Source organism: Geobacillus sp. PLS 41 (assembly GCF_056494105.1).
On the sequence record NZ_CM151395.1, the window covers coordinates 1,842,719 to 1,864,023 of the forward strand.

Here is a 21,305-nt window from a genome sequence, read left to right on the forward strand (position 1 = left end):
TGAGAGACAGAAAGTGGGGAATCGCGATGAAGCGGTGGATATTGAAAAATGCCGCGGTGTATGCAGAAACAGGAAACATTGAACAAGGGTATGTGCTGATCGAAGGGGAAAAAGTGGCCGCGATCGGGCCGATGTCGTCGTGCCCAACTGATGCAGGGGCGGAAGTGATCGAGCTTTCCTCACGGTTTTCCATCGTGCCGGGATTCATCGATGTCCATATTCATGGGGCGGCTGGGGCGGATGTCATGGATGCGACCCCGGAGGCGCTTTACAAGATGGCCAACGCCTTGCCGGCGGAAGGGACGACGAGCTTTTTGGCGACGACGATGACAGCGCCAAGCGAACAAATCGAAGCCGCGCTTCGCAACGTCGCTCGCTATATGGCGGAGGCGAACAGGCCGGGAGCCGCCGAAGTGCTCGGTGTTCATCTGGAAGGACCGTTTTTGTCGCCGAAGCGCGCCGGAGCGCAGCACCCGCGCCATCTCGCCGATCCGGACATCTCACTGTTCCAGCACTGGCAAAAGGCGGCGGGCGGCCATATCCGCCTTGTCACGCTTGCCCCAGAGCGGAACGGGGGGCTGGAACTTGCCTCCTACTTGAAACAGACGGGTGTGATCGCTTCGATCGGCCATTCCGATGCCGTTTACGACGAAGTAAAAGCGGCGGTCCATGCAGGGGTGACGCATGCGACCCACCTGTTCAATGGGATGCGCGGCATCCATCACCGTGAACCGGGTGTCGCCGGTGCTGTGCTTATGTTTGAAGAAGTGATGTGCGAGCTGATCGCCGACGGGTTGCACGTTGCGCCGCCGATGGTCCGCTTCGCTTACCGGAATAAAGGAAGCGATGGGCTCATATTAATCACCGATGCCATGCGGGCGAAATGTCTAGGTGATGGGCGATATGAACTTGGCGGCCAAGAGGTGACTGTTCGGAGCCAAGAGGCGCGGCTTGCCGATGGCACGCTGGCGGGAAGCGTGCTCAAGCTTGGCGAGGCCATCCGCCGTGTGCTCGACTATACGGGTTGCACGTTGGAAGAGGTGATCCGCATGGCGAGCTGGAATCCGGCGAAACAGCTTGGCGTGCTTGATCGGAAAGGCAGCTTGCGGCCCGGCAAAGACGCCGATGTCGTCGTGTTGAATGAACGATATGAAGTCATGATGACGTTTTGCCGTGGCGCCCTTGCCTATCGCAAGCAGGATGAAAGGGGTGAAGAGCGATGGCTTTGAAGCTTTTGAAAGCTGCTGACTACGCAGAGATGAGCCGCCAAGCGGCGGACATCATCATCAAACAAGTCAAGGAAAAGCCGACCGCCGTTCTCGGCTTGGCGACCGGCTCGACGATGCTCGGCGTGTACCGCGAATTGGCCGCCGATCATCGTCAGAATGGGACATCGTATCGGCTCGTGCGCACGTTCAATTTGGATGAGTATGTCGGGCTCGGTCCGGATCATCCGAACAGTTATCGCCATTATATGAATGAGCATTTGTTTTCAAAGCTTGACATCCCGCTTCACGAGACGCATGTGCCGAACGGCTTGGCCGCTGATCTTGACGAAGAATGCCGCCGCTACGAACGGCTCATCGATGAAGTGGGCGGCATCGATTTGCAGCTCTTGGGCATCGGCCGCAACGGCCATATCGGGTTCAACGAGCCTGGGACGCCGTTTTCGACAGCCACCCACGTCGTCGAGCTGACCGAGTTGACACGGGAAGCGAACGCCCGCTTTTTCCCATCGCTTGATGACGTGCCGCGCTATGCCATTACGATGGGGATTGCGACCATTTTGCGCAGCCGCCGCCTCGTGCTGTTGGCGTCAGGGGAGGAAAAAGCGGAGGCCATGGCCCGGCTTCTCGAAGGCGTTGTCACACCGGACTTGCCGGCTTCAGCGCTTCACCTTCATCCGGACGTGACGATCATCGCCGACCGAGAGGCGCTCTCGCTCATTCCGAAGGAAAAGCGGCGGGTGGATGCGCCATGATCGATAAACAATCGCCGATTCCGATTTACTATCAGCTCGAGCAATATATAAAAGAAAAGATTGAAAAAGGAGAATGGCAGCCGGGCGAGATAATCCCGTCTGAGCGCGAGTTGGCGGAAATGTATGACATCAGCCGAATGACCGTTCGGCAGGCGGTCAACAATTTAGTGAACGATGGCTATCTCATCCGCCGGCGCGGGAAAGGAACATTTGTCGCCGCCCAAAAAATCGAGCAGCCGCTGAAAGGGCTGACGAGCTTTTCCGAAGATATGCGGGCGCGCGGCATGGAGCCCGGCACGATCGTCCTTAGCTTTGAGACGGTTCCGGCTTCCGAGAAGCTCGCTGAAGGACTTGGCGTCGCGGAAGGCGATGACCTTTACGAAGTCCGCCGCCTTCGGTTGGCCGACGGCTTGCCGATGGCGCTCGAGACGCTCTATATCCCTGTCTGTCTTGTTCCGGAACTGACGCGTGATGTTGTAAGCGGTTCCGTCTATGAATTTATCGAAAAAGAAAAAGGTCTGGTCATCGGCTCTGCAGTTCAAACATTGGAAGCCTCGGTCGCCCGCCAGGTGGAGGCGGAGCATCTGAAGATGAAAGAAGGAGCGCCGGTGCTGCTGCTTGAGCGCCGCACGCAACTTGTCGACGGCCGGCCGCTTGAAGTCGTCAAATCGGTGTACCGCGGCGACCGGTACAAATTTATGATTGAGATGAAAAGGGGAGGATCATGATGTTAGGGTTTTTGCAGCGGCTAGGAAAAGCGTTAATGCTGCCGATTGCCGTATTGCCGGCGGCGGGATTGCTGCTTCGGCTCGGTCAGCCTGATTTATCTTAATTAGGCGAGAAGACTCCCACTTCAACGAAGCGAAGCGGAGTAAGTGGGAGATGAATCGCCTTAACTATATTTTGCTGAAAATAGGATAGATTCAGTAAAATATAGTATCATATAGTTAGATGGGAGGTGAAAACATGTATTTTTGTATCAAACAACAGCTAAATGGTTTGACCAAAGAAGAATACTTGACTCTTCGAGAACTGTGCCATATTGCCAAGAACATGTACAACGTCGGATTGTACAATGTCAGACAATACTATTTTGAACACAAGGAATTTCTTAATTATGAGAAAAACGATCATCTTGCCAAAACTAACGAAAACTATAAGCTGTTAAACAGCAACATGGCACAGCAAATTTTAAAAAAGGTCAATGAAGCCTTTAAATCTTTCTTTGGTTTGATCATTCTTGCCAAACAAGGAAAATATGACCACAAGGCTATCAGTATTCCAAAATATCTTAAAAAAGATGGCTTTCATTCACTGATCATTGGCCAGATTCGTATAGACGGCAACAAATTCACGATACCGTATTCTCGCCTATTTAAAAAGACTCACAAGCCTATCACGATAACGATTCCGCCTGTGTTACTGGACAAAAAGATTAAGCAGATTGAAATCATTCCTAAGCATCATGCCAGGTTCTTTGAGATTCAGTACAAATATGAAATGCCTGAAGATCAAAGAGAATTAAATGACCAAAAAGCACTGGCAATTGATTTAGGATTAAACAATTTTGCCACTTGTGTCACATCAGACGGCAGATCATTCATCATTGATGGGCGGAGATTAAAAAGTATAAATCAATGGTTTAACAAAGAAAATGCCAGACTTCAAAGCATAAAAGATAAGCAAAAAATCAAAGGCACCACTCGTAAACAGGCTTTGCTTGCTATGAATCGCAATAATAAAGTGAATGATTATATCAACAAGACTTGCCGTTACATCATTAACTACTGTATTGAAAATCAAATTGGCAAACTTGTCATTGGCTATGCGGAAACATGGCAACGCAATATTAATCTAGGAAAAAAGACAAATCAAAACTTTGTCAATATTCCTCTCGGTAACATAAAAGAAAAACTAGAATATCTTTGTGAATTTTACGGCATTGAATTCTTGAAACAGGAAGAATCATATACGTCTCAAGCCAGCTTTTTTGACGGCGATGAGATTCCTGAATATAATGCCGACAATCCAAAAGAATATAAGTTCAGCGGCAAACGTATTAAGCGCGGCTTGTATCGAACAAAGTCTGGCAAACTAATTAATGCTGATGTCAATGGCGCATTAAACATCTTAAAGAAAAGTAAAGCTGTAGACCTGAGTGTCTTATGCTCTAGCGGCGAAGTGGACACGCCTCAAAGAATAAGGATTGCTTGAAGCAGTCAAACTTCTTTGGAAGCCCCCACTTCAAATTTTCGCTAGAAAATTAAGTGGGGGTAGTTCACGGCCGGCTTCTTCCCGATCATGATGTTTGGCCTGCCCGCGGCAGCGCTGGCGATGATCGCGGCGGCGAAAAAAGAGCGTCGCAAAGCGGTCGCCGGCGCGCTCCTTGGCGTGGCGTTGACGTCGTTTTTAACCGGGATTACGGAGCCAATTGAGTTTCTATTCATGTTTTTATCGCCATTGCTCTACGTTGTCCATGCCGTGTTGACCGGCTTGTCGCTCGCAGTGGCGACAATGCTTGACATCCACCACGGGTTTACGTTCTCGGCCGGGGCGATTGACTTTTTCTTAAACTACGGCATTGCGAAAAAACCGTATTTGTTGATTGTTCAAGGTCTTGTATATGCTGTCGTCTATTTCGTCGTCTTCTATTTCCTCATTACGAAGCTCGATTTGAAAACGCCGGGGCGTGAAGATGAGGTAGAGGGAGAGTTTGCCGACAGCGGTGCGGCGCAGTTGGGCGTCAAATACGAGGACCTTGCTGCAAAATATATCGAGGCGTTAGGAGGAAAAGATAATCTCGCGCAAATTGACAATTGTGTCACACGCTTGCGCCTAAAAGTGAAAGACATGTCAAAAGTCAACGAAGCAGAATTGAAACGTTTGGGAGCGAAAGGCGTGCTTCGCCTCAACCAAACGGATTTGCAAGTGGTCGTTGGCACGGATGTCGAATTTCTGGCCAACGCTATGAGAAAATAAGGAACAACGAAGCCGTTCTTTTAAGGGACGCCAGAAAGGGGGAGCTCCGGTGAAGCGGCTGTTGGATTGCAACGCCTCCGATTTTCGTCGGATGACAGGAAAACAGTTAAAACAATCGATTCAAGCGTCAGAAGGCAGGGTGATCGTCGCGGAAGTCGTCGGGGAATTCGCGCCGCTGTATCCGGCGGTCACCAACGCTGAACTGGCCACGGCGTTTGGGGCGGATTTGCTGTTGTTGAATTGGTTCGATGTGTTCCGGCCGGTTGTGAACGGGTTGGACACGAACGAACCGAATCAAATGGTGGAACGGTTAAAGCAGTTGACAGGGCGCCCGGTTGGCGTCAATTTGGAGCCGGTTGACCCAAATGCAAAACAGCTTGAGGAGCTTGCGACGCTGCCAAAAGGGAGAATGGCAACGGCCGAGTCGCTGCAACAAGCAAAACAGCTAGGATTTGATTTTGTTTGCCTAACCGGAAACCCGAAAACAGGCGTGACGAATGATGAGATTGTGAAAGCCATCGAAACGGCGCGGTCCATTTTAGGCGAGGATGCTCTCGTGATGGCTGGGAAAATGCACGCGGCAGGCGTTGCCGATGAAGCGGGAAGCGGGATCGTATCGGAAGAAGTGGTGGTGCGTTTCATTCACGCTGGTGCGGATGTCGTTTTGATGCCGGCTCCTGGAACGGTGCCGGGGGTGACATTAGACAAGACAGAGAAGCTTGTTCAGGTGGCGCATGAACATGGGGCGCTTGCGATGCTGACGATCGGCACAAGCCAAGAAGGAGCTGACGAGAGTACGATTCGTCAAATCGCGCTTGCAAGCAAAATGGCTGGGGCGGATCTACATCATATCGGCGACGCTGGCTATCATGGCATCGCTGTTCCAGAGAATATTATGGCGTATTCGATCGCCATTCGCGGCAGACGCCATACGTATATTCGCATGGCAAGATCGCCGTTGAGATAAAGTGGAATATGATCAGTCGGTCCCAAAAGCATTCGCTTTTGGGGCGTTTTTTTTGCCGGGAGAGGATAGGATGGGAGCCAAGATGATGGAAAAATAAGTTTGCGGATGTGGGAAACATTTGCCTTGTACCGCCGCCTCTATTTATTTTGTGATCAAATGAAAGAACAAATTTGTGATAAAATGAAAAAACAAATGGGAAAGCATTGCGAGTGGCGGGGAGAATATGATGATTGCCGAGCCATTATTTCATCTCATTCTCATTTTCAGCGTATTGTTGCCGCTTGTATCGTTGACAGTGTTGGCGCTGTTGGGGGTAGCAGAAAAAGAAGTGGATTATTGGCAGTTGGAACATGCGCGCCTTCGATTGGAAAAAGAACTTCAAGAAAGCAAGTATATGCAGCTCCATCAACAAATCCGACCGCATTTCTTTTTCAATGCGTTGAACGCTTTCTTATCCTTGGCGCGCTTAGGAAAAAATGAAGAAATGATTCGGGGAATGGAGCATTTTGCGCTGTTTTTGCGTGATAGCTATGAGACGAAACAGCCGCTTATTCCGTTCAAACAAGAATGGGCGCATACAAGCAACTATCTAAGCGGGGTCCATGGCACGCATTGCTGAGGAGACAGGATTTTCCAGTCAACATCATTTCAGTCATTTGTTTCGAAAATATGTCGGCATCCCGCCTACGAAGTATAAGGAGACCAATGGATAATGGACTGGTATATGCTTTTATTCATGGCATGCGTACTGCTGCTTGCTGCTGTGCCGCATATTGGTCGCCGCAGTTTTATCGGAGCGGAGGCGCTTGGATTAAGCAAGGGGGTCAATGCTCTGTTACTGCGTTTTGCATCCGGGGAGCTGCTGTTGTTTGGATGCTATGCTTTTATTCATGGCGGAGTGGCGGCGGGGGTGGTGACGGCTATGGCGGTATGGGCCGCCGTTTTTGTGCTTTGGCGTTCAGCAGCGGCCGTGCGCTATCGTTCCCTAACAAAGGAAGGGGATCGCTGGCCGGACTGCTGTTTTACGGCGCGGGCTTTGTTTTTCTTTCGGTTTTTTGTTCGCCTTCTTTCGATCGGCCGGCTGCTTACCGTTGTCGTGTTATGTGCCTATTTGTTGCAGCAACTCTTTCGTTTTTCTCCGACTTTTTTATTCATTTGGTTCGTCTATGTGTACGTGTTTACCGTGCTCGCCGGTTGGTTGGGGATGCGGAAAATCGGAACGGTTCTGCTATACATTGTTTATATAGTGATGGGAATGGTTCCGTTTGCCTATTATCTAACGGGCGGTGTGGCGCGGCAATATGAGATGATTGTACGAACTGTCCCAGCTTCCCTCGATGTGAACATGGTTTCGTTGTTCGTGTTGTTTTGGGCTGTGCTGGCGGCGGCTGCCGGGCAATGGTTGGCCGACGAGTATGTATGGGATATTGCATCAATATTGAAAAAAGAACGCGTTGCGCTGACGTTTTCTATGGCCGCGTTTTGCCTTGCTCCGCTTCCGTTGGCCGTTGCAGCCTTATGCGTCCCGTATGCGGCGGCCGCTTCGACTGCCGCCATACTGAAACGGTGGCTGCTTCATTCTTCTGTCTTGATTGCTTGGCCGCTTACTATTGCCTTGCTGGCGGCGTTGTCACTCAGCTTATCCCTTTCCTTGCATTCCGTTGTGCAAATTTTTTGGCACAGGTGGAGCAGGCATCTCTCATGGACATATGTCATCTCTTTTTTGCTTGTACTAGCCCTCTTTTTTATTGCTCCTCTTCTTCCGATGCGGATGGTCATGTTTTCGACCGCCTTGCTTGCCTCCTCGTGTTTTGGGTTGGCTGCTTTACGGACAGGAGAGAAACCGATGGGGGTTATAGGCATGATCGGATGGGTATGTTTGTTTGCTATCGCCTGGCGATGGGGAATGCGCCATAATGTGCTGGAGGCCATAGCATGGAATGGGATTGGCGGTTTCTTGTTTACTCAGATTTATCTATTAATTCAAAAAATAAAGAAGTAACAAAAATGAATCAAAAAAATGCAAAACAGTTTGTTTGCTCCCTGTTATAATGAGACAAAAACGAAAGGGAGGAAAGCGGACATGTCATTTGTTCCATGCACAACGGCCATTTATTCATTTAGCAAAAACCACCAACCGGTTCGAACAGTCCAGTCAGGGGAAACGTTTGTCATCGAAACGTACGACTGTTTCCAAAATCAAATTACTTCAAGCGAAACGCCGTTTGACTCGATCGATTGGAATCATATCAATCCGGCGACCGGACCGATCTATATTGAAGGGGCGGAACCCGGTGACATTTTAGCGGTAAAAATTGAACAGATTCGCCTCAAAGGACAGGGGGTCATGGCTGTCGGCCCAGGGCTCGGGGTGCTTGGCGACCGGATTCCGCAGTTTGAGGCAAAAATGATTCCAGTAGAAGAAAACCGGGCCGTATTTGACGAGCATCTTTCTATTCCATTAAATCCAATGATTGGCGTCATCGGGGTAGCGCCGAGCGGTGAGGATGTGTCGTGCGGAACGCCCGGGCCGCATGGCGGCAATATGGATACAAAGCTCATTACAACAGGGGCAACCGTTTACTTCCCGGTTTTTGTCAAAGGGGCGTTGTTCGCATTAGGCGATTTGCATGCGGCGATGGGGGACGGCGAAATCGGCGTGTCTGGTATCGAAATTTCGGGGGAAGTGACGGTCACCGTCCGGGTGATGAAAGGATATTCGCTTAACCATCCACTGTTGCAAAACGATGATGGCATTGCGACGATCGTCTCGGCCAAAACGTTGGATGAGGCGGTCAAACAGTCGGTTGAGGAAATGGTTAATTTGCTGTTGCCGCACACTCCGTTGACGCTGAACCATTTGACGATGGTGCTTAGCGCTGCCGGTCAGACACAAATCAGCCAAGTCGTTGACCCGCTCGTCACGGCGCGTTTCTTTGTACCGCGATTTGTGCTTGAAGCGTATGGCATCCGCCTGTTTGAGGATTGAGGAGGGAACGGCGATGGCGCAACTTGAAACGAACACATCGGTCGAGTCGCTTGGTTATAAACAGGAATTAAAACGGTCGCTCACATTTGTTGATTTGTTGATTTACGGAATGGTGTTCATGGTGCCGATCGCTCCTTTCGGCATTTACGGGTATGTAGCGCAAGGGTCAAAAGGGATGGTCGCCTTAGCATACTTAATCGGAATGGTGGGGATGATTTTCACCGCCTTGAGCTACGCCAGAATGGCCGAGGCGTTTCCAATCGCTGGTTCCGTGTATTCCTACGCCCAGCGGGGAATGAATGAATATGTCGGTTTTATGGCAGGCTGGGTCATTTTGCTTGATTACATTTTCGTTCCGGCTCTTCTCTATTTGGTCAGCGCTGCTGCCTTAGCCGATATTGTGCCGCAAGTGCCGATTTCCGTGTGGCTCGTTCTGTTTATTGCCATGAATACGGTCATTAATATTCTCGGGATCGAGATGACGGCCAAAGCGAACAAAGTGATTGTTGTTTTAGAGCTCATCGTCCTTGCAGTGTTTGTGATCACAGGAATTATTGCGATTATAAAAGGTGTCAATGGAGCGCAGTTTACGTTCAAACCGCTGTACGATCCTAATCATTTCAGCGCGGAGACGGTGATGGGGGCGGTGTCGGTGGCCGTCTTGAGCTTCCTTGGTTTTGATGCGGTGTCGACGCTGGCTGAGGAAACAAGGGACGGGAAATCATCGATCGGCAAAGCGATCATTTTCGCTTTGCTCGTTGTCGGTGCGCTTTTCATCGTGCAAACATGGGTCGCCGCTCTCATTTGGCCTGATTATACGACGTTTAAAAACGCGGACGTGGCGTTTTATCAGATTGCGGAGCTGGCAGGCGGACCATGGCTGAAATGGACAACGATCGTCGCCACCGCGCTTTCGTGGGGGATCGCGAACGCGCTCGTCGCCCAAGCAGCCATCTCCCGCATTTTGTACAGCATGGGTCGCGACCGTAAACTGCCCAGTGTGCTGGCTAAAGTGCATCCGAAATTTCAAACGCCATACGTCAGCACATTGCTTGTCGCTGTGATTTCGCTCATTGTCACGACGGTGTTCGCCTCACAAATTGATAAACTCGCTTCGCTTGTCAACTTTGGCGCCCTGACGGCTTTCCTCTTTTTGCATGTGTCGGTGATGAACTATTTCTTGCGCAAACAAAAGAGTAACGATTATATTAATCATCTCTTGTTTCCGCTCATCGGTTTTGTTATCATCGGCTATGTATGGATGAATCTGGACCCGCTCAGCAAAAAGCTAGGATTGATTTGGATCGCGATTGGACTCGTTTATCTGGTCTTTTTGCGACTCACGAACAAAGACTCCCGTCTAAGCGGGGAACTGTAGTTGCTTGTAAGGCCTGACGCCGTCATAAAAGGCGTTGGGTCTTTCGTTTTTTGCCGACGATGAAACATTTTTTCGATCGCGACGTATTACGAATGAGAGTACGGCGCCTTGTTAAGGCAAAACACCGTTCATCCGCAATAGGCGGGCGCCGATAAAACATGGAAGGAGCCGGGGGAACATGAGCATGTTTGGAAAAGTCGCCGCCGATGTGCTTGGGCTAAGCGACATCGGCTCGGTTATTCAACCGAAAGACTATGACAAAGTAGATGCCGATGATTATGTGATGCACGAGGATGGAGAAAAAATCTATTTTCTTATCAAATCGAAATCGGATGAGTATTGCTTCACCAACCGCGCGCTCATTCATCTGGACGGCACGAGCGCTGCGAGCAAAAAACGGACGCTGCGCCGCTACGATTACTATAAGCATCCGATTTCCGACGTGTCGCTCGAAACAGCCGGGACGGTCGACTTGGACGCGGAAATCAAATTTAAAATCGGGTCGCACTGCTATTCGATTGATGTGCATAAAAAGCATATTGAGGAATTGAAAGATTTGTATAAATCGCTGCTGGCGATCGCGGAGATTTGCCATGAAAACGAAATGAAATTCCACTATGCTGAGCGGAGTTTGGAACTGGCGGTCAAGGTGTTTGCCAACATGCGCGGCGACGGCGTCAATGTGTCGGCGGATTTTCAGGCCGTGAATGAATACGCTTTTTGCTGGCTGACGGAAGCGAAAAAGAACTATACGGTGAAGGATTTCGGGTTTGTGTTTGACAAATATATTCAACAGTGACGAGATGAAGGTTGTATCGGGGAAAGACGCCGTGCCAGAGGTGGGGCGTCTTTCCTAATTTTTTTAGCGACATATGGAAAAGGAACGTTTCTCCGCAGCCGGAAGAAACTCAAAAGATGAGGTTTGTGGGAATCGATGAATAGGCAACATGGCGGCATTTGACATCGCGGAGCTCGATGCAACGGCGCATGCGGCGTTCCGTACAAAACACGGACACTGGAGCCGAGCTGCCTGACCGCAAAAGTGATCGATGACCGCCTGCCGCCAGCCCACTGTAAATTCACAGTTGTCAAATGCCAGGCCTTGCTTTAATATAAAAATGTCCATATCCGATAACTAAATCAACTCGCAGCAAGGCGCCGAAAAGGCTTAATAGGGAATCCGGTGGGAATCCGGAGCTGTCCCCGCAACTGTCAATGCGGACGAAATGAAATCGCCACTGTACGGACGGATGGCTTGCGCTGTTTTCCGTACGGGAAGGCTTCAGAGTAGGATGAAGCATGAGCCAGTAGACCTGCCTTGCTTGCCGCAGTTTCCGAATCTTCGGGGGGTGAGACGCGGAAACAGTCGCATAGGGCATTGTTGTGCCCATTGGCGGTCTGTTTCGCGCTCATTCCCAGATTTAGGCGGAATGGGCGTTTTTTATTGTACATACATCACTGAAGGGGGAATGACGGATGAAACGTTGGACATGGCCGGCGGTGGTGGCGGTGTTCTTCCTTCTGGCCGCCGTGCTGGTCGGCTGCAGCGGTGGAGCCAATAGCAACGCCCAGCCAGCGAAAAAAGAAGAACCGAAAACGGAACAAGCGGCGTTTCCGGTGACGGTGAAAGACGGGCTTGGCGAGGATGTCACGATCAAAGCGGAACCGAAAAAGATCGTCTCGCTCATCCCAAGCAATACGGAAATCGCCTATGCGTTGGGGTTGGGCGATAAGATCGTCGGCGTCAGCGATTTTGACAATTACCCGGAAGACGTCAAAACGAAAACGAAAATCGGCGGCATGGAATTCAACGTCGAGAAAATCATTTCGCTCAAACCGGATCTTGTCTTGGCCCACGCGTCAAGCGCCCATAACTCGCGCGATGGCCTCAAGCAATTGAAAGACGCCGGCATCACCGTGCTTGTCGTGAATGACGCGAAGTCGTTCGACGATGTGTATGCGTCCATCGAATTGATCGGCAAAGCGACCGGGGCGTCGGACAAAGCGAAGCAAGTGATTGATGAGATGAAAGAGAAGCTTGCGCAAATTCAAGAAAAAGCGAAACAAATCCCGGCGGACAAACAAGCGAACGTCTGGATTGAAGTGTCGCCGCCGCCGCAGCTGTATACGGCCGGCAAAGGGACGTTTATGGATGAGATGCTTCAAGTGATTTCAGCGAAAAACGTCGCCGGCAGCTTGGAAGGCTGGCCGATGGTGACGGAAGAAAAAGCAGTGGCCTATAAGCCGGATGTGATCATCACGACATACGGCGGAGCGAAGCAAGTGTTTGCGCGCGCTGCTTGGAAAGACGTGCCGGCGGTGAAAAACAAGCGGGTGTATGACGTCAACACCGACTTAGTAAGCCGCCCGGGTCCGCGCCTTGTCGAAGGGGTCGAGGAACTTGCCAAAGCCGTTTACCCGGATGTGTTCAAGTAAAACGTGGATGTATATATTGGCCGTCACGGCGGCCATGTTATCGTTGCTCGTAGGGATATCGACAGGATCGCTGTCGATTCCCTTTTCTTCTATTGTTCGCATTCTTGCGTCCGAATGGTTTGGTATGCCGCTTCCGTCTGACATTCCGGCCGATTGGGTGCCGATCGTGATGGCGATCCGCTTGCCGCGCGTCGTGCTCGCTTTTTTGGTCGGGGCGTCATTGGCGCTGGCTGGCGCGGCGTTCCAAGGGTTGCTGAAAAATGCGCTCGCCGATCCGTACACGCTCGGCGTCTCGTCCGGCGCCTCGGTCGGGGCGGTGCTCGTCATCTTTCTCGGCTGGCAATGGCCGCTCTTTGGCACGTTCACGCTGCCGATCGTGAGCATTTTATGCGGCATGGCGACGCTTGTCGCCGTTTTGGCGTTCACTCGCGCGGTTGAGCCGCAGCTGTCGGTTGAGACGATCATTTTAGCCGGCATTATCTTCGGCGCGTTTTTCAGCGCCTTCATTTCACTGATGATCGCTTTGACCGGGGAAGAATTGCGGCAAATCATCTCATGGCTGATGGGAAGCGTCGCGATGCGCGGCTGGAAATACAGCGGGCTTTTGTTGCCGTTTTTTCTCATCGGCGCGGCGGTGCTTCTCGCCAACGGCCGCGAGTTGAACGCGTTTGCTTTTGGCGAGGCGGCGGCGCTTCATGTCGGCGTTGATGTTACGCGCCGAAAAGTCATCATTTTGACGGCGGCGGCGCTGCTCACCGGCGCGGCGGTGTCGGTGTCCGGGACGATCGGTTTTGTTGGGCTCGTTGTTCCGCATATGGTTCGGCTTGTGTGCGGGCCAAACTATCGGGTGCTGCTGCCGCTGTCTCTCTTGTATGGCGGTGCGTTTCTTGTGCTTGCCGATGTGGCGGCGCGGACGATCATTGAACCGCGCGAACTGCCGATCGGCGTCATCACCGCGCTGATCGGCGCCCCGCTATTTGCCGTCTTGTTTTTCCGAAAAATGAAGCGAAAGATGGGATGATGATGCTTGAGGTGCGGGCCGTATCGCATCGGTATGGACCAAAGCAAGTGCTTGATCGTGTGACGTTTTCCGTGGAAAAAGGGGAGCTGTTTGGCATCGTCGGGCCGAACGGCAGCGGAAAAACGACGCTGCTGAAACTCATTTGCAAAGAGCTTCCGCTTGCCAGCGGTGAGATCAAGATTCATGGCCAGCCGCTTTTGGCGCTGTCTGCGAAGCAATGGGCGCGGTTTGCCGCTGTCCTGCCGCAGACGGCGGAGGCGGCGCCCGGCTATACGGTGAGAGAAACGGTGGCGCTCGGCCGCTACGCCCATCAGCGCGGCTTGTTTCCGACGTGGACGAAAGAGGATGAAGCGGCGGTTCAAGAAGCGCTTCGTGCGGTCGGCTTGGCTGACAAAATCGATGAGCCGCTTGAGCGGCTAAGCGGCGGCGAGCGGCAGCGCGCCTATTTGGCGCGGGCGCTTGCCCAAAAGCCGCAGCTGCTCTTGCTGGATGAGCCGACGAACCATATGGATGTGAGCGGCCAAGTCCGGCTTTTGGACCGGCTCGCGGAAGCTGCCCGCTCCCGCGATTTGACGGTCGTCGCCGTCTTTCACGATATGAACGTCGCTAGCTTATATTGCGACCGGGTGCTTGTGTTAAAAGAAGGAAAAACAGCGGCGCTTGGAACGCCGACAGATGTGATGACGCCGGCGCTGCTTGAGGAAGTGTTTGCCGCGCCGATTGTGCGTCTGGCTCATCCGGCGGCGGCAAAGCCGATGTTTTCGTTTGTGCCGAAAGGGAAACAAGAAGAATCGTCGGCCGGCGGGCTGCGTTTGTCCTTTCTTGATGACGCCGCTGTTCTGGCCTCCTGCCAGCCGCTTCGCGTCCTGTCCTCGGCATTGATCGGCGCTGGGTTTCAATGGGCGACCCATTTTGTCAACCGCCAAGTCGGGTTGGATTACGATTGCGGCGATGCGGAAGGAGACATGCGCCGCTATTTGGAGCAGCACGGGTTTTCGCCGGAACGAACGATCGGCATGATGACGGCGGTTGACGTCCATGATGCCGTTTGGCTTCAGAAAGAAGGGGAAGCGTTTTCGGTTGCAATCATGACGACCGCTGGCGTCGGCAATGCGGTTGATGCCGCTCGGGCGTGGCAGCATAAGCCGCTTGCGGCAAGGCCGGGAACGATCAATATGGTGATTGTCATTGACGGAGTGCTGACGGAAGCGGCGTTTGTCCAGGCGATGATGACAGCGACGGAAGCGAAGGTAAAAGCGCTCGCCGACTGTTCGGTTTGCGACCTGGAAACAGGGACGCTTGCCACCGGCACGTCGACCGATTCGCTCGCCGTGGCGGCGACGCAAACCGGGCGGACGTTTGCCTATGCCGGAACGGCGACGGAACTCGGGCGCGCGATCGGTCGGCTCGTGTATGAAGCGACGATCGAGGCGCTTGACCGCTACAAGCGGCGGAGGGGGCGGCGATGACGCATTTGCTGGCAATGACGTTGGCTTTGCTGTTGGATGCGCTGCTTGGCGACCCGCGCTGGCTGCCGCACCCTGTGCGCGGGATGGGAACGCTGATTGCGTGGCTTGACCGCCGCTGGAATCAAGGAACAAAGCGGCGGGCGAAAGGGGCGGCGGCCGTGGCGGTCGTGTTGGCCGCTGTTTACGGGGTATCGGCGTTGGTCGTTTATGTGGGCTACGCGCTGTCCGTATACGTGGGGGTGGCGATCGAGGCGGCGCTCATTTTCACCACCATTGCGACCAAAAGCCTCGCTGAAGCGGCTGAGGATGTGCGCCGGCCGCTTGAAGCGGGCGATCTTCCCGAGGCGCGGCGGGCGCTGTCGATGATCGTTGGCCGCGACACCGAGCGGCTCGATGAGGCCGGCATCACCCGCGCCTGCGTCGAAACGGTGGCGGAAAATACGAGCGACGGCATCACGGCTCCGCTCTTTTACGCGGCCTTGGGCGGCGCGCCGCTTGCCATGCTGTACCGGGCAGTGAACACGTGCGATTCGATGCTCGGCTATAAAAATGAAACGTATCGCGAATTTGGCTGGGCGGCCGCCCGGCTGGACGATGCGCTCAACTACATTCCGGCGCGGCTGACGGCGCTCGTGATGGTGTTGGTTTGCGGCGGCCGCCGCCTTCGTTTGGCGCTGTCGATCTTGTTTCGCGATGCCCGCCGCCACCCAAGCCCGAACAGCGGCTGGCTCGAGGCGGCGATGGCTGGATTGCTTGGGGTGCAGCTGGGCGGGACGAATACATATGGCGGCGTCGTCTCTGAGCGGCCGACACTCGGCGATCCCGATGTTCCGCTGCGCTCGGTTCATATTCGCCAGGCGGTCGGCATCATGATCAGAACGGTGCTCGCCTTTACGTTATTGCTGCTATGGATCGGGGGGATGATCGTTGCGTTGGCCGGCGCATGGGGCGAATCCGCTCGTGTTGTATGAGCAATGCGGATTGGCCCCTCCAGACGAATACATTGATTTCAGCGTCAATACGAACCCATATCGCCTGCCGCCGTCGGCTTGGCCGAACGGCGAGGAATGGATTCGCTGGGCCGGTGAGTATCCGGATTCGGAAGCGAAGGCGCTCAGGGAGCTCGTTGCCAAGCAGGAGCAGATTCGACCCGGACAAGTGCTGGTGACGAACGGGGCAGCGGAGGCGATTTATTTGTTGGCCGCGCTGCTTGCCGGCCGGCGCGTCGGCATCTTGGAGCCGACGTTTTCCGAGTATCGGCGCGCCTGCCTTGCTTACGGATGCGAAGTCAAGTCTTTGCTGGCAGAGGAAAGCCGCGGTTTTTCGTACGACATTGACCAAGCGGCGGCATGGGCGGCGGAATGCGACGCGGTTTTTTTCTGTCATCCGAACAATCCGACCGGAACCGTGATGCCGGAGCGTGATCTCCGCTCGCTCGTCGCTGCAGCGGACCAAGCGGGGACGTATATCGTGGTGGATGAGGCGTTCTATCCGTTTTGGCGCGGCGGATTTACAGCCATGCGTTGGCTGGATCGCTATCCGCGCCTCATTGTGCTTCGATCGTTGACGAAAATTCATCATCTGGCCGGCGTGCGCCTTGGTTATGTCGCTGCCGACGAGGCGGTGATCGCTTCGCTGAAAACGCATCAGCCGCCATGGAGCACAAACTGCATCGCCCAACAATTGGCGCTTCGTTTCATGGCGATGGAATCGTTTGTCAAGTGGACGAAAGAACGGATCGCCGCCGAGCGGGAGCGCGTGTTTCGGTCGCTGCCGGCCGGCCGGTATGCCGTCTCGCCGTCGGTCGTCAATTTTTACTTGCTGCGTCCGCTCTCCGGACGGACAGAGGATTTGTTTTTCTATTTATTGCAGCAAGGAATCGTCCCGCGGCATACAATGAATTTTCCTGGACTGGACGGACGTTACGTGCGGCTTGCGGTCAAAACGCAGGTGGAAAACGATCGGCTTCTTGAAGCGCTTGCGAGGTGGAGCGGATGATGGTGTTTGTCAGCGGCGCCGCGCGCAGCGGAAAAAGTGAAGCGGCGGAAATATGCGCCATCCGGCTTTCTCGCGGCGGTCGGCTTCACTATATCGCCACCGCGCAGGCAATGGATGAAGAAATGACGGAGCGCATCCGCCGTCATCAAGAGCGGCGCGCGGCGCAGGCCGCGCATTGGACAGTGTGGGAAGCCCCGTTCTCTTCTCAGGAGATTGCCGCTTCCTTGCACCCTGATGATGTTGTTCTGCTTGATTGCTTGACCACATGGCTCGCCCACGAGCTGTTCTTTGGTGAAAATTGGAAAACAGACGCAACCGCTCAAGCTGTTGCTTGCCGCATGCTCGATGAAGTGCGGGCGTGGGCGGATGCCTGCCGTGCGGTCGTGATTGTATCGAACGAGCTGTTTGCCGGGGGTGTTCCGGATGATCCTGGCACATTTCGCTACATGAAAACGCTTGGCTTGCTTCACCAACAGTTGGTCGCGGAAGCGGCGGCCGCCGCGGTCGTTGAATGCGGCCTTCTCCGCGTGAAAAAAGGGCGGTGGCCGGGATGAAGCAAGCATGGAACGGATGGTTGTTGGCGCTGCAGCTGTTTACCACGATCCCGATTCGGCGCTCGATCGCATGGAACGCCGCCCATGTCCGCTGGCTCGTGCGCTGTATGCCGCTTGCGGGGGCGCTGATCGGGGCGCTTTCGGCCGGAGTGTATGCACTCTTTTCCACGTTTTCATTCAGCTCGCCGCTTGTTTGGGCGCTTCTTCTTCTTTGGCTCGGCATTTGGATGGCCGGGGGGATGCACGCTGACGGCTTTATGGATGTGAGCGACGCGTTTTTTTCGTACCGCGACGTCAAGCGGCGGCAAGAGATCATGTCCGATCCGCGCGTCGGCGCGTTTGCGGTGTTGTCGCTTATTTGTTTGTTGTCATTTCGTTGGCTGTTTCTGTACGAATCGCTCCAGACAGGCATTCCGCCGGCGCTGTTCGCCGCCGTTCCGCTGTTGTCGCGGGCCGGGGCTGCCTGGCTTCTTTCCGTCGGCAAGCTGGCAAAGCCGACAGGAATGGCTGCATCGCTTCGCGAATATAGTTCATGGCGTGATGCCATTTGGGCGCTTGGACTCGCTTTTGTATTGCTTTCGCTTCTTTGTGCATCCACCGCCATTTCGGTGCAAACAGGGGCGGCGCTGGCTGCAGCGGCTGTCGTTTTGGCGGCGGCGGCAAAGCCGTGGGCGGAAAAACAGTTTGGCGGCATCACCGGTGATGTGCTCGGCGCGCTGATCGAAGGAGGAGAGACGGTGCTATGGGGCGTCATTTGGCTCTTACACTCATCCGTCATGGGATGACGGAACAAAACCGACGTCGGGCGTATATCGGCTGGACGGACGCGCCGCTTGCGGCCGCGGAGCGCAATCGGTTGTGCCGCTTGCAGCTTGAGCGGCCGTATCCGGTCGACTGCATGGTTACAAGCGACCTTCACCGCTGTCGAGAAACGGCCGCCTTGCTGTTTGGCGGACGCGGGGCAGATTGGTGCACCAGCCGTTGGCGCGAGCTTCACTTTGGCGCTTGGGAAGGAAAAACGTTTGCTGAGCTGGAAGCGGAGCCCGCCTACCGCCAATGGCTTGCGTCGCCCTTTTCTGCGGCGCCGCCCGGCGGGGAGCGTTATGCCGACTTTCAAGCGCGCATCAAACAGGCGCTTGCGGAGACGATTGCTTTCGCTGAGCGGGCGGGCGCCCGTCATGTGGCTGTCATCACCCATGGCGGCCCGATTCGCCTCCTGCTCGAGCAGTATGCGCCCGATGCTCGTTCGTTTTGGGAATGGGAGGTGCCATTTGCCGGCGGATATACATTGGAATCGACGATCGAGCGTTGGAAAGGGGGAGAGCGGTGCATTTCGTTATCGGTGGTGCGTTTCAAGGAAAACGAAAATGGGTGAGGGAACGGTATGGAATAAATGATGGAGTTCATATTGTATGGAATAACGGTTATGTGGAGCCGTATAGGCCGCCGGATGGCATCGAAACGGCAAAAACGGTCGTCTTTGACGGGTTGGAAGCCGCCATCCGCCCCCGTCCGGACCCAGACGAGTGGGAATCCTATTTCCGCGCTTGGCAGCGGTGGGAAGCGGCAGCGCCTAACCGCACGGTCGTTTGGATCGGCACCGATGTGACGCAAGGCGTTGTTCCGGTTGATCCGCAAGAGCGGCGCTGGCGCGACGCCGTGGGAATGTGCTACCAGCGACTAGCTTCCTTGTGCTGCCGCGTCGACCGGCTTTGGTGCGGACTGGCGGAACAATTGAAATAAGGGGGAGAGGAACAGTGAAATTGTATACGCGAACAGGAGACCAAGGGAAAACGAGTTTAGTCGGCGGGCGCGTGGACAAAGACCATTTGCGCGTCGAGGCGTACGGAACGATTGACGAGGCGAATTCGTTCATCGGATGGGCGCTTGCGTTATTGGCCGGCGATGAACGGTTTCGCGACCTTTGCGCTGAGCTGCAAAAAATCCAGCACGAGCTGTTTGACTGCGGCGGCGACCTGGCCATCGTCAACGGCAAGCTTCCGTATAAGGTGACCGAGGCGATGGTCACATTTTTAGAAGAGCGCATTGATGCGCACGTGCAAGAAGCGCCGCCATTGCAAAAATTCATTTTGCCGGGCGGCTCCAAGGCGGCTGCGGCGCTCCATATGGCGCGTACGGTGGCAAGACGGGCGGAGCGGTGCATCGTTTCCTTGCAAAAAGCGGAGCCGATCAACGATGTTGTGCTCAAATATATGAACCGCCTGTCCGATTATTTGTTCGCCGCTGCCCGGGTCGTGAACGCGCGTTTAGGGGTGAAGGACATCGAGTATGAACGGAGCGCGATTGTGTTCCGCGACAAGGAGGAGAAACAATGAACCGCCGCTTGGCTTGGACGGCCGTTTGTTTGGCGCTTTCGGCGATCGGATCGTTCATCAAGCTGCCGACGTTTGTCGGCAGCATCGCTTTGGACAGCGCACCGGCGCTTGTCGCCGCCGGGGTTCTTGGCCCGCGCGCCGGAGCGGCGGTCGCTGGGCTTGGGCATTTGGTTTCGGCGTTGATCGGCGGTTTTCCGCTCGGCCCAGTTCATTGGTTTGTCGCTCTTGAAATGGCGGGGCTTGGCGCCCTGTTCGCCGTGCTGCATCGGCGGGGATGGAAAATAGGCAGCGCTGTCGTCTTTTTCATCGGCAATGCGTTTTTGGCGCCGTTGCCGCTTGCCGTTTCGTTCGGCTGGCCGTTTGTTTTTGCCGTCATTCCGCCGCTTTCGGTAGCCGCGGCGGTCAACGTGTTGATCGCTTTGGCCGTCATGCCGGTTGTCGTCCGGTTGGCGGCGAAAGCGGGGGTGGAGGCGCCGCATGCGTGATGTGCTTTTCCTTCCGTTTGCCGACGGCATGGAGCTCGCCGTTGCGGCCGACGGTTCGGCGGCGGTCGGGGACAAGCCGGGTGATGTGGTGTCCGTCTCGGTGGATGTTGTTGCGTATTTTTCCGCCCGCGTTGCCTTGATGGAGCTGTTGAGCGTCGGAGCGGAAGCGAGGGTCGTCGTGCTGCAAAACTTCATCGCTGATGACCGGTGGGAAGCTCTTTGCTGCGGTATCAGGAGAACGTGCCGCGAGCTGGGGATCGATCTCCCGATCACCGGCAGCACGGAATCGAATTTTCCCACCGTGCAGTCGGCGCTTGGAGTGACGGCCATCGGGACGGTGGCCAACGAACGGAAACGAATCGGCATCACGCCCGAAGAGGCGAAGTTTGCCGTCATCGGCCGTCCTCTCGTCGGCTCGGCCGTGCTTTCACATCCGGAATGGGTTGCGCCGCTTCCGCTGTTTGCCGCGCTTCTCCGCACACCATACATTTACGAATTGATTCCCATCGGCTCGAAAGGTATTTATTACGAATGGACACAGCTGTTAGCCGCTAACGGCCGCCAAGGGCGGGCCTGCGCATGCCCGCTTCCGCTCTTTTCCTCCGGCGGCCCGGCGACGTCGGTGCTTGTCAGTTATGATCCAGATGGCGAACGTGAAATCAAAAAGCAAGCCGGCTCTCTCTTTTTTCCACTGCACGTCGAGTGGTAAAAG

General features: G+C 54.4%; 23 protein-coding genes, 2 pseudogenes and 1 riboswitch. All 25 genes and pseudogenes read left to right on the plus strand.

From position 1 onward, the window contains the following. Positions 1-26 precede the first annotated feature (26 nt). The 25 genes and pseudogenes from nagA (at position 27) to ACVX3G_RS09305 (ending at position 21,302) form a co-directional block, all read left to right on the plus strand. Positions 27-1,229 carry an N-acetylglucosamine-6-phosphate deacetylase gene (nagA, locus tag ACVX3G_RS09185; protein ID WP_014196237.1) on the plus strand — a complete coding sequence of 401 codons (1,203 nt, stop codon included), beginning with the start codon at positions 27-29 and terminating at the stop codon, positions 1,227-1,229. Then, a complete protein-coding gene (nagB, locus tag ACVX3G_RS09190; RefSeq protein WP_014196236.1) occupies positions 1,220-1,981 on the plus strand; it encodes a glucosamine-6-phosphate deaminase in 762 nt (253 codons plus the stop codon). The genes nagA and nagB overlap by 10 nt, the downstream gene beginning before the upstream one ends. Then, positions 1,978-2,709 carry a GntR family transcriptional regulator gene (locus ACVX3G_RS09195; RefSeq protein WP_014196235.1) on the plus strand — a complete coding sequence of 244 codons (732 nt, stop codon included), beginning with the start codon at positions 1,978-1,980 and terminating at the stop codon, positions 2,707-2,709. The genes nagB and ACVX3G_RS09195 overlap by 4 nt, the downstream gene beginning before the upstream one ends. Further along, positions 2,709-2,807, plus strand: a pseudogene (locus tag ACVX3G_RS09200) (PTS transporter subunit EIIC); the annotation flags it as partial. The gene ACVX3G_RS09195 and the pseudogene ACVX3G_RS09200, both read left to right, overlap by 1 nt. A 140-nt stretch (positions 2,808-2,947) precedes the next feature. After that, the gene (locus tag ACVX3G_RS09205; RefSeq protein WP_190304854.1) at positions 2,948-4,195 is read left to right on the plus strand and encodes an RNA-guided endonuclease InsQ/TnpB family protein; all 1,248 of its coding nucleotides are present in this window, start codon (positions 2,948-2,950) and stop codon (positions 4,193-4,195) included. 63 nt (positions 4,196-4,258) lie between these two features. Then, positions 4,259-4,960, plus strand: a pseudogene (locus ACVX3G_RS09210) (glucose PTS transporter subunit EIIB); the annotation flags it as partial. Between the two features lie 49 nt (positions 4,961-5,009). After that, on the plus strand, positions 5,010-5,927 hold the full coding sequence (locus ACVX3G_RS09215) for a DUF7916 family protein (RefSeq protein WP_014196233.1): 918 nt from the start codon (positions 5,010-5,012) through the stop codon (positions 5,925-5,927). Positions 5,928-6,153: 226 nt separating this feature from the next. Further along, complete coding sequence (locus ACVX3G_RS09220) at positions 6,154-6,546, plus strand: sensor histidine kinase (RefSeq protein ID WP_014196232.1); 393 nt, start codon at positions 6,154-6,156, stop codon at positions 6,544-6,546. Further along, positions 6,530-6,640 carry a helix-turn-helix domain-containing protein gene (locus tag ACVX3G_RS09225; RefSeq protein ID WP_227016043.1) on the plus strand — a complete coding sequence of 37 codons (111 nt, stop codon included), beginning with the start codon at positions 6,530-6,532 and terminating at the stop codon, positions 6,638-6,640. The genes ACVX3G_RS09220 and ACVX3G_RS09225 overlap by 17 nt, the downstream gene beginning before the upstream one ends. Beyond that, the gene (locus ACVX3G_RS09230; RefSeq protein ID WP_025039354.1) at positions 6,640-7,929 is read left to right on the plus strand and encodes a hypothetical protein; all 1,290 of its coding nucleotides are present in this window, start codon (positions 6,640-6,642) and stop codon (positions 7,927-7,929) included. The genes ACVX3G_RS09225 and ACVX3G_RS09230 overlap by 1 nt, the downstream gene beginning before the upstream one ends. Before the next feature lie 81 nt (positions 7,930-8,010). Beyond that, the gene (locus ACVX3G_RS09235) at positions 8,011-8,916 is read left to right on the plus strand and encodes an acetamidase/formamidase family protein (RefSeq protein ID WP_011231752.1); all 906 of its coding nucleotides are present in this window, start codon (positions 8,011-8,013) and stop codon (positions 8,914-8,916) included. Between the two features lie 13 nt (positions 8,917-8,929). Next, on the plus strand, positions 8,930-10,294 hold the full coding sequence (locus tag ACVX3G_RS09240; protein WP_011231751.1) for an APC family permease: 1,365 nt from the start codon (positions 8,930-8,932) through the stop codon (positions 10,292-10,294). A gap of 184 nt (positions 10,295-10,478) precedes the next feature. After that, entirely contained in the window at positions 10,479-11,093 is a 615-nt protein-coding gene (locus tag ACVX3G_RS09245; RefSeq protein WP_020278285.1) for a PH domain-containing protein, read from the plus strand. A 337-nt stretch (positions 11,094-11,430) separates the two neighbouring features. After that, positions 11,431-11,629: riboswitch (cobalamin riboswitch) on the plus strand. Between the two features lie 141 nt (positions 11,630-11,770). Next, positions 11,771-12,730, plus strand: coding sequence for an ABC transporter substrate-binding protein (locus tag ACVX3G_RS09250; protein WP_011231749.1), 960 nt, complete (start codon positions 11,771-11,773; stop codon positions 12,728-12,730). Next, on the plus strand, positions 12,696-13,751 hold the full coding sequence (locus ACVX3G_RS09255; RefSeq protein WP_011231748.1) for a FecCD family ABC transporter permease: 1,056 nt from the start codon (positions 12,696-12,698) through the stop codon (positions 13,749-13,751). Before ACVX3G_RS09250 ends, ACVX3G_RS09255 begins: the two co-directional genes overlap by 35 nt. Then, a complete protein-coding gene (locus tag ACVX3G_RS09260) occupies positions 13,748-15,220 on the plus strand; it encodes an adenosylcobinamide amidohydrolase (protein WP_011231747.1) in 1,473 nt (490 codons plus the stop codon). The genes ACVX3G_RS09255 and ACVX3G_RS09260 overlap by 4 nt, the downstream gene beginning before the upstream one ends. After that, the gene (gene cbiB / locus ACVX3G_RS09265) at positions 15,217-16,191 is read left to right on the plus strand and encodes an adenosylcobinamide-phosphate synthase CbiB (RefSeq protein WP_011231746.1); all 975 of its coding nucleotides are present in this window, start codon (positions 15,217-15,219) and stop codon (positions 16,189-16,191) included. The genes ACVX3G_RS09260 and cbiB overlap by 4 nt, the downstream gene beginning before the upstream one ends. Beyond that, positions 16,148-17,218, plus strand: coding sequence for a threonine-phosphate decarboxylase CobD (cobD, locus tag ACVX3G_RS09270; protein ID WP_025039355.1), 1,071 nt, complete (start codon positions 16,148-16,150; stop codon positions 17,216-17,218). Before cbiB ends, cobD begins: the two co-directional genes overlap by 44 nt. Further along, positions 17,215-17,772 (plus strand): bifunctional adenosylcobinamide kinase/adenosylcobinamide-phosphate guanylyltransferase, encoded by a 558-nt coding sequence (locus ACVX3G_RS09275; protein WP_011231744.1) that lies wholly within the window; start codon positions 17,215-17,217, stop codon positions 17,770-17,772. The genes cobD and ACVX3G_RS09275 overlap by 4 nt, the downstream gene beginning before the upstream one ends. Beyond that, positions 17,769-18,557 (plus strand): adenosylcobinamide-GDP ribazoletransferase, encoded by a 789-nt coding sequence (locus ACVX3G_RS09280; RefSeq protein ID WP_011231743.1) that lies wholly within the window; start codon positions 17,769-17,771, stop codon positions 18,555-18,557. Before ACVX3G_RS09275 ends, ACVX3G_RS09280 begins: the two co-directional genes overlap by 4 nt. Further along, positions 18,515-19,147, plus strand: coding sequence for a histidine phosphatase family protein (locus ACVX3G_RS09285; RefSeq protein WP_014196225.1), 633 nt, complete (start codon positions 18,515-18,517; stop codon positions 19,145-19,147). Before ACVX3G_RS09280 ends, ACVX3G_RS09285 begins: the two co-directional genes overlap by 43 nt. After that, positions 19,099-19,515, plus strand: coding sequence for a bifunctional adenosylcobinamide kinase/adenosylcobinamide-phosphate guanylyltransferase (locus ACVX3G_RS09290; RefSeq protein ID WP_014196224.1), 417 nt, complete (start codon positions 19,099-19,101; stop codon positions 19,513-19,515). The genes ACVX3G_RS09285 and ACVX3G_RS09290 overlap by 49 nt, the downstream gene beginning before the upstream one ends. A gap of 14 nt (positions 19,516-19,529) precedes the next feature. Further along, positions 19,530-20,108: a cob(I)yrinic acid a,c-diamide adenosyltransferase gene (locus ACVX3G_RS09295; RefSeq protein WP_011231740.1), complete on the plus strand. Its 579-nt coding sequence runs from the start codon at positions 19,530-19,532 to the stop codon at positions 20,106-20,108. Next, the gene (locus ACVX3G_RS09300) at positions 20,105-20,593 is read left to right on the plus strand and encodes an ECF transporter S component (RefSeq protein WP_014196223.1); all 489 of its coding nucleotides are present in this window, start codon (positions 20,105-20,107) and stop codon (positions 20,591-20,593) included. The genes ACVX3G_RS09295 and ACVX3G_RS09300 overlap by 4 nt, the downstream gene beginning before the upstream one ends. Continuing rightward, positions 20,586-21,302 (plus strand): AIR synthase family protein, encoded by a 717-nt coding sequence (locus ACVX3G_RS09305; RefSeq protein ID WP_014196222.1) that lies wholly within the window; start codon positions 20,586-20,588, stop codon positions 21,300-21,302. The genes ACVX3G_RS09300 and ACVX3G_RS09305 overlap by 8 nt, the downstream gene beginning before the upstream one ends. The last annotated feature ends 3 nt before the right edge of the window (positions 21,303-21,305 follow it).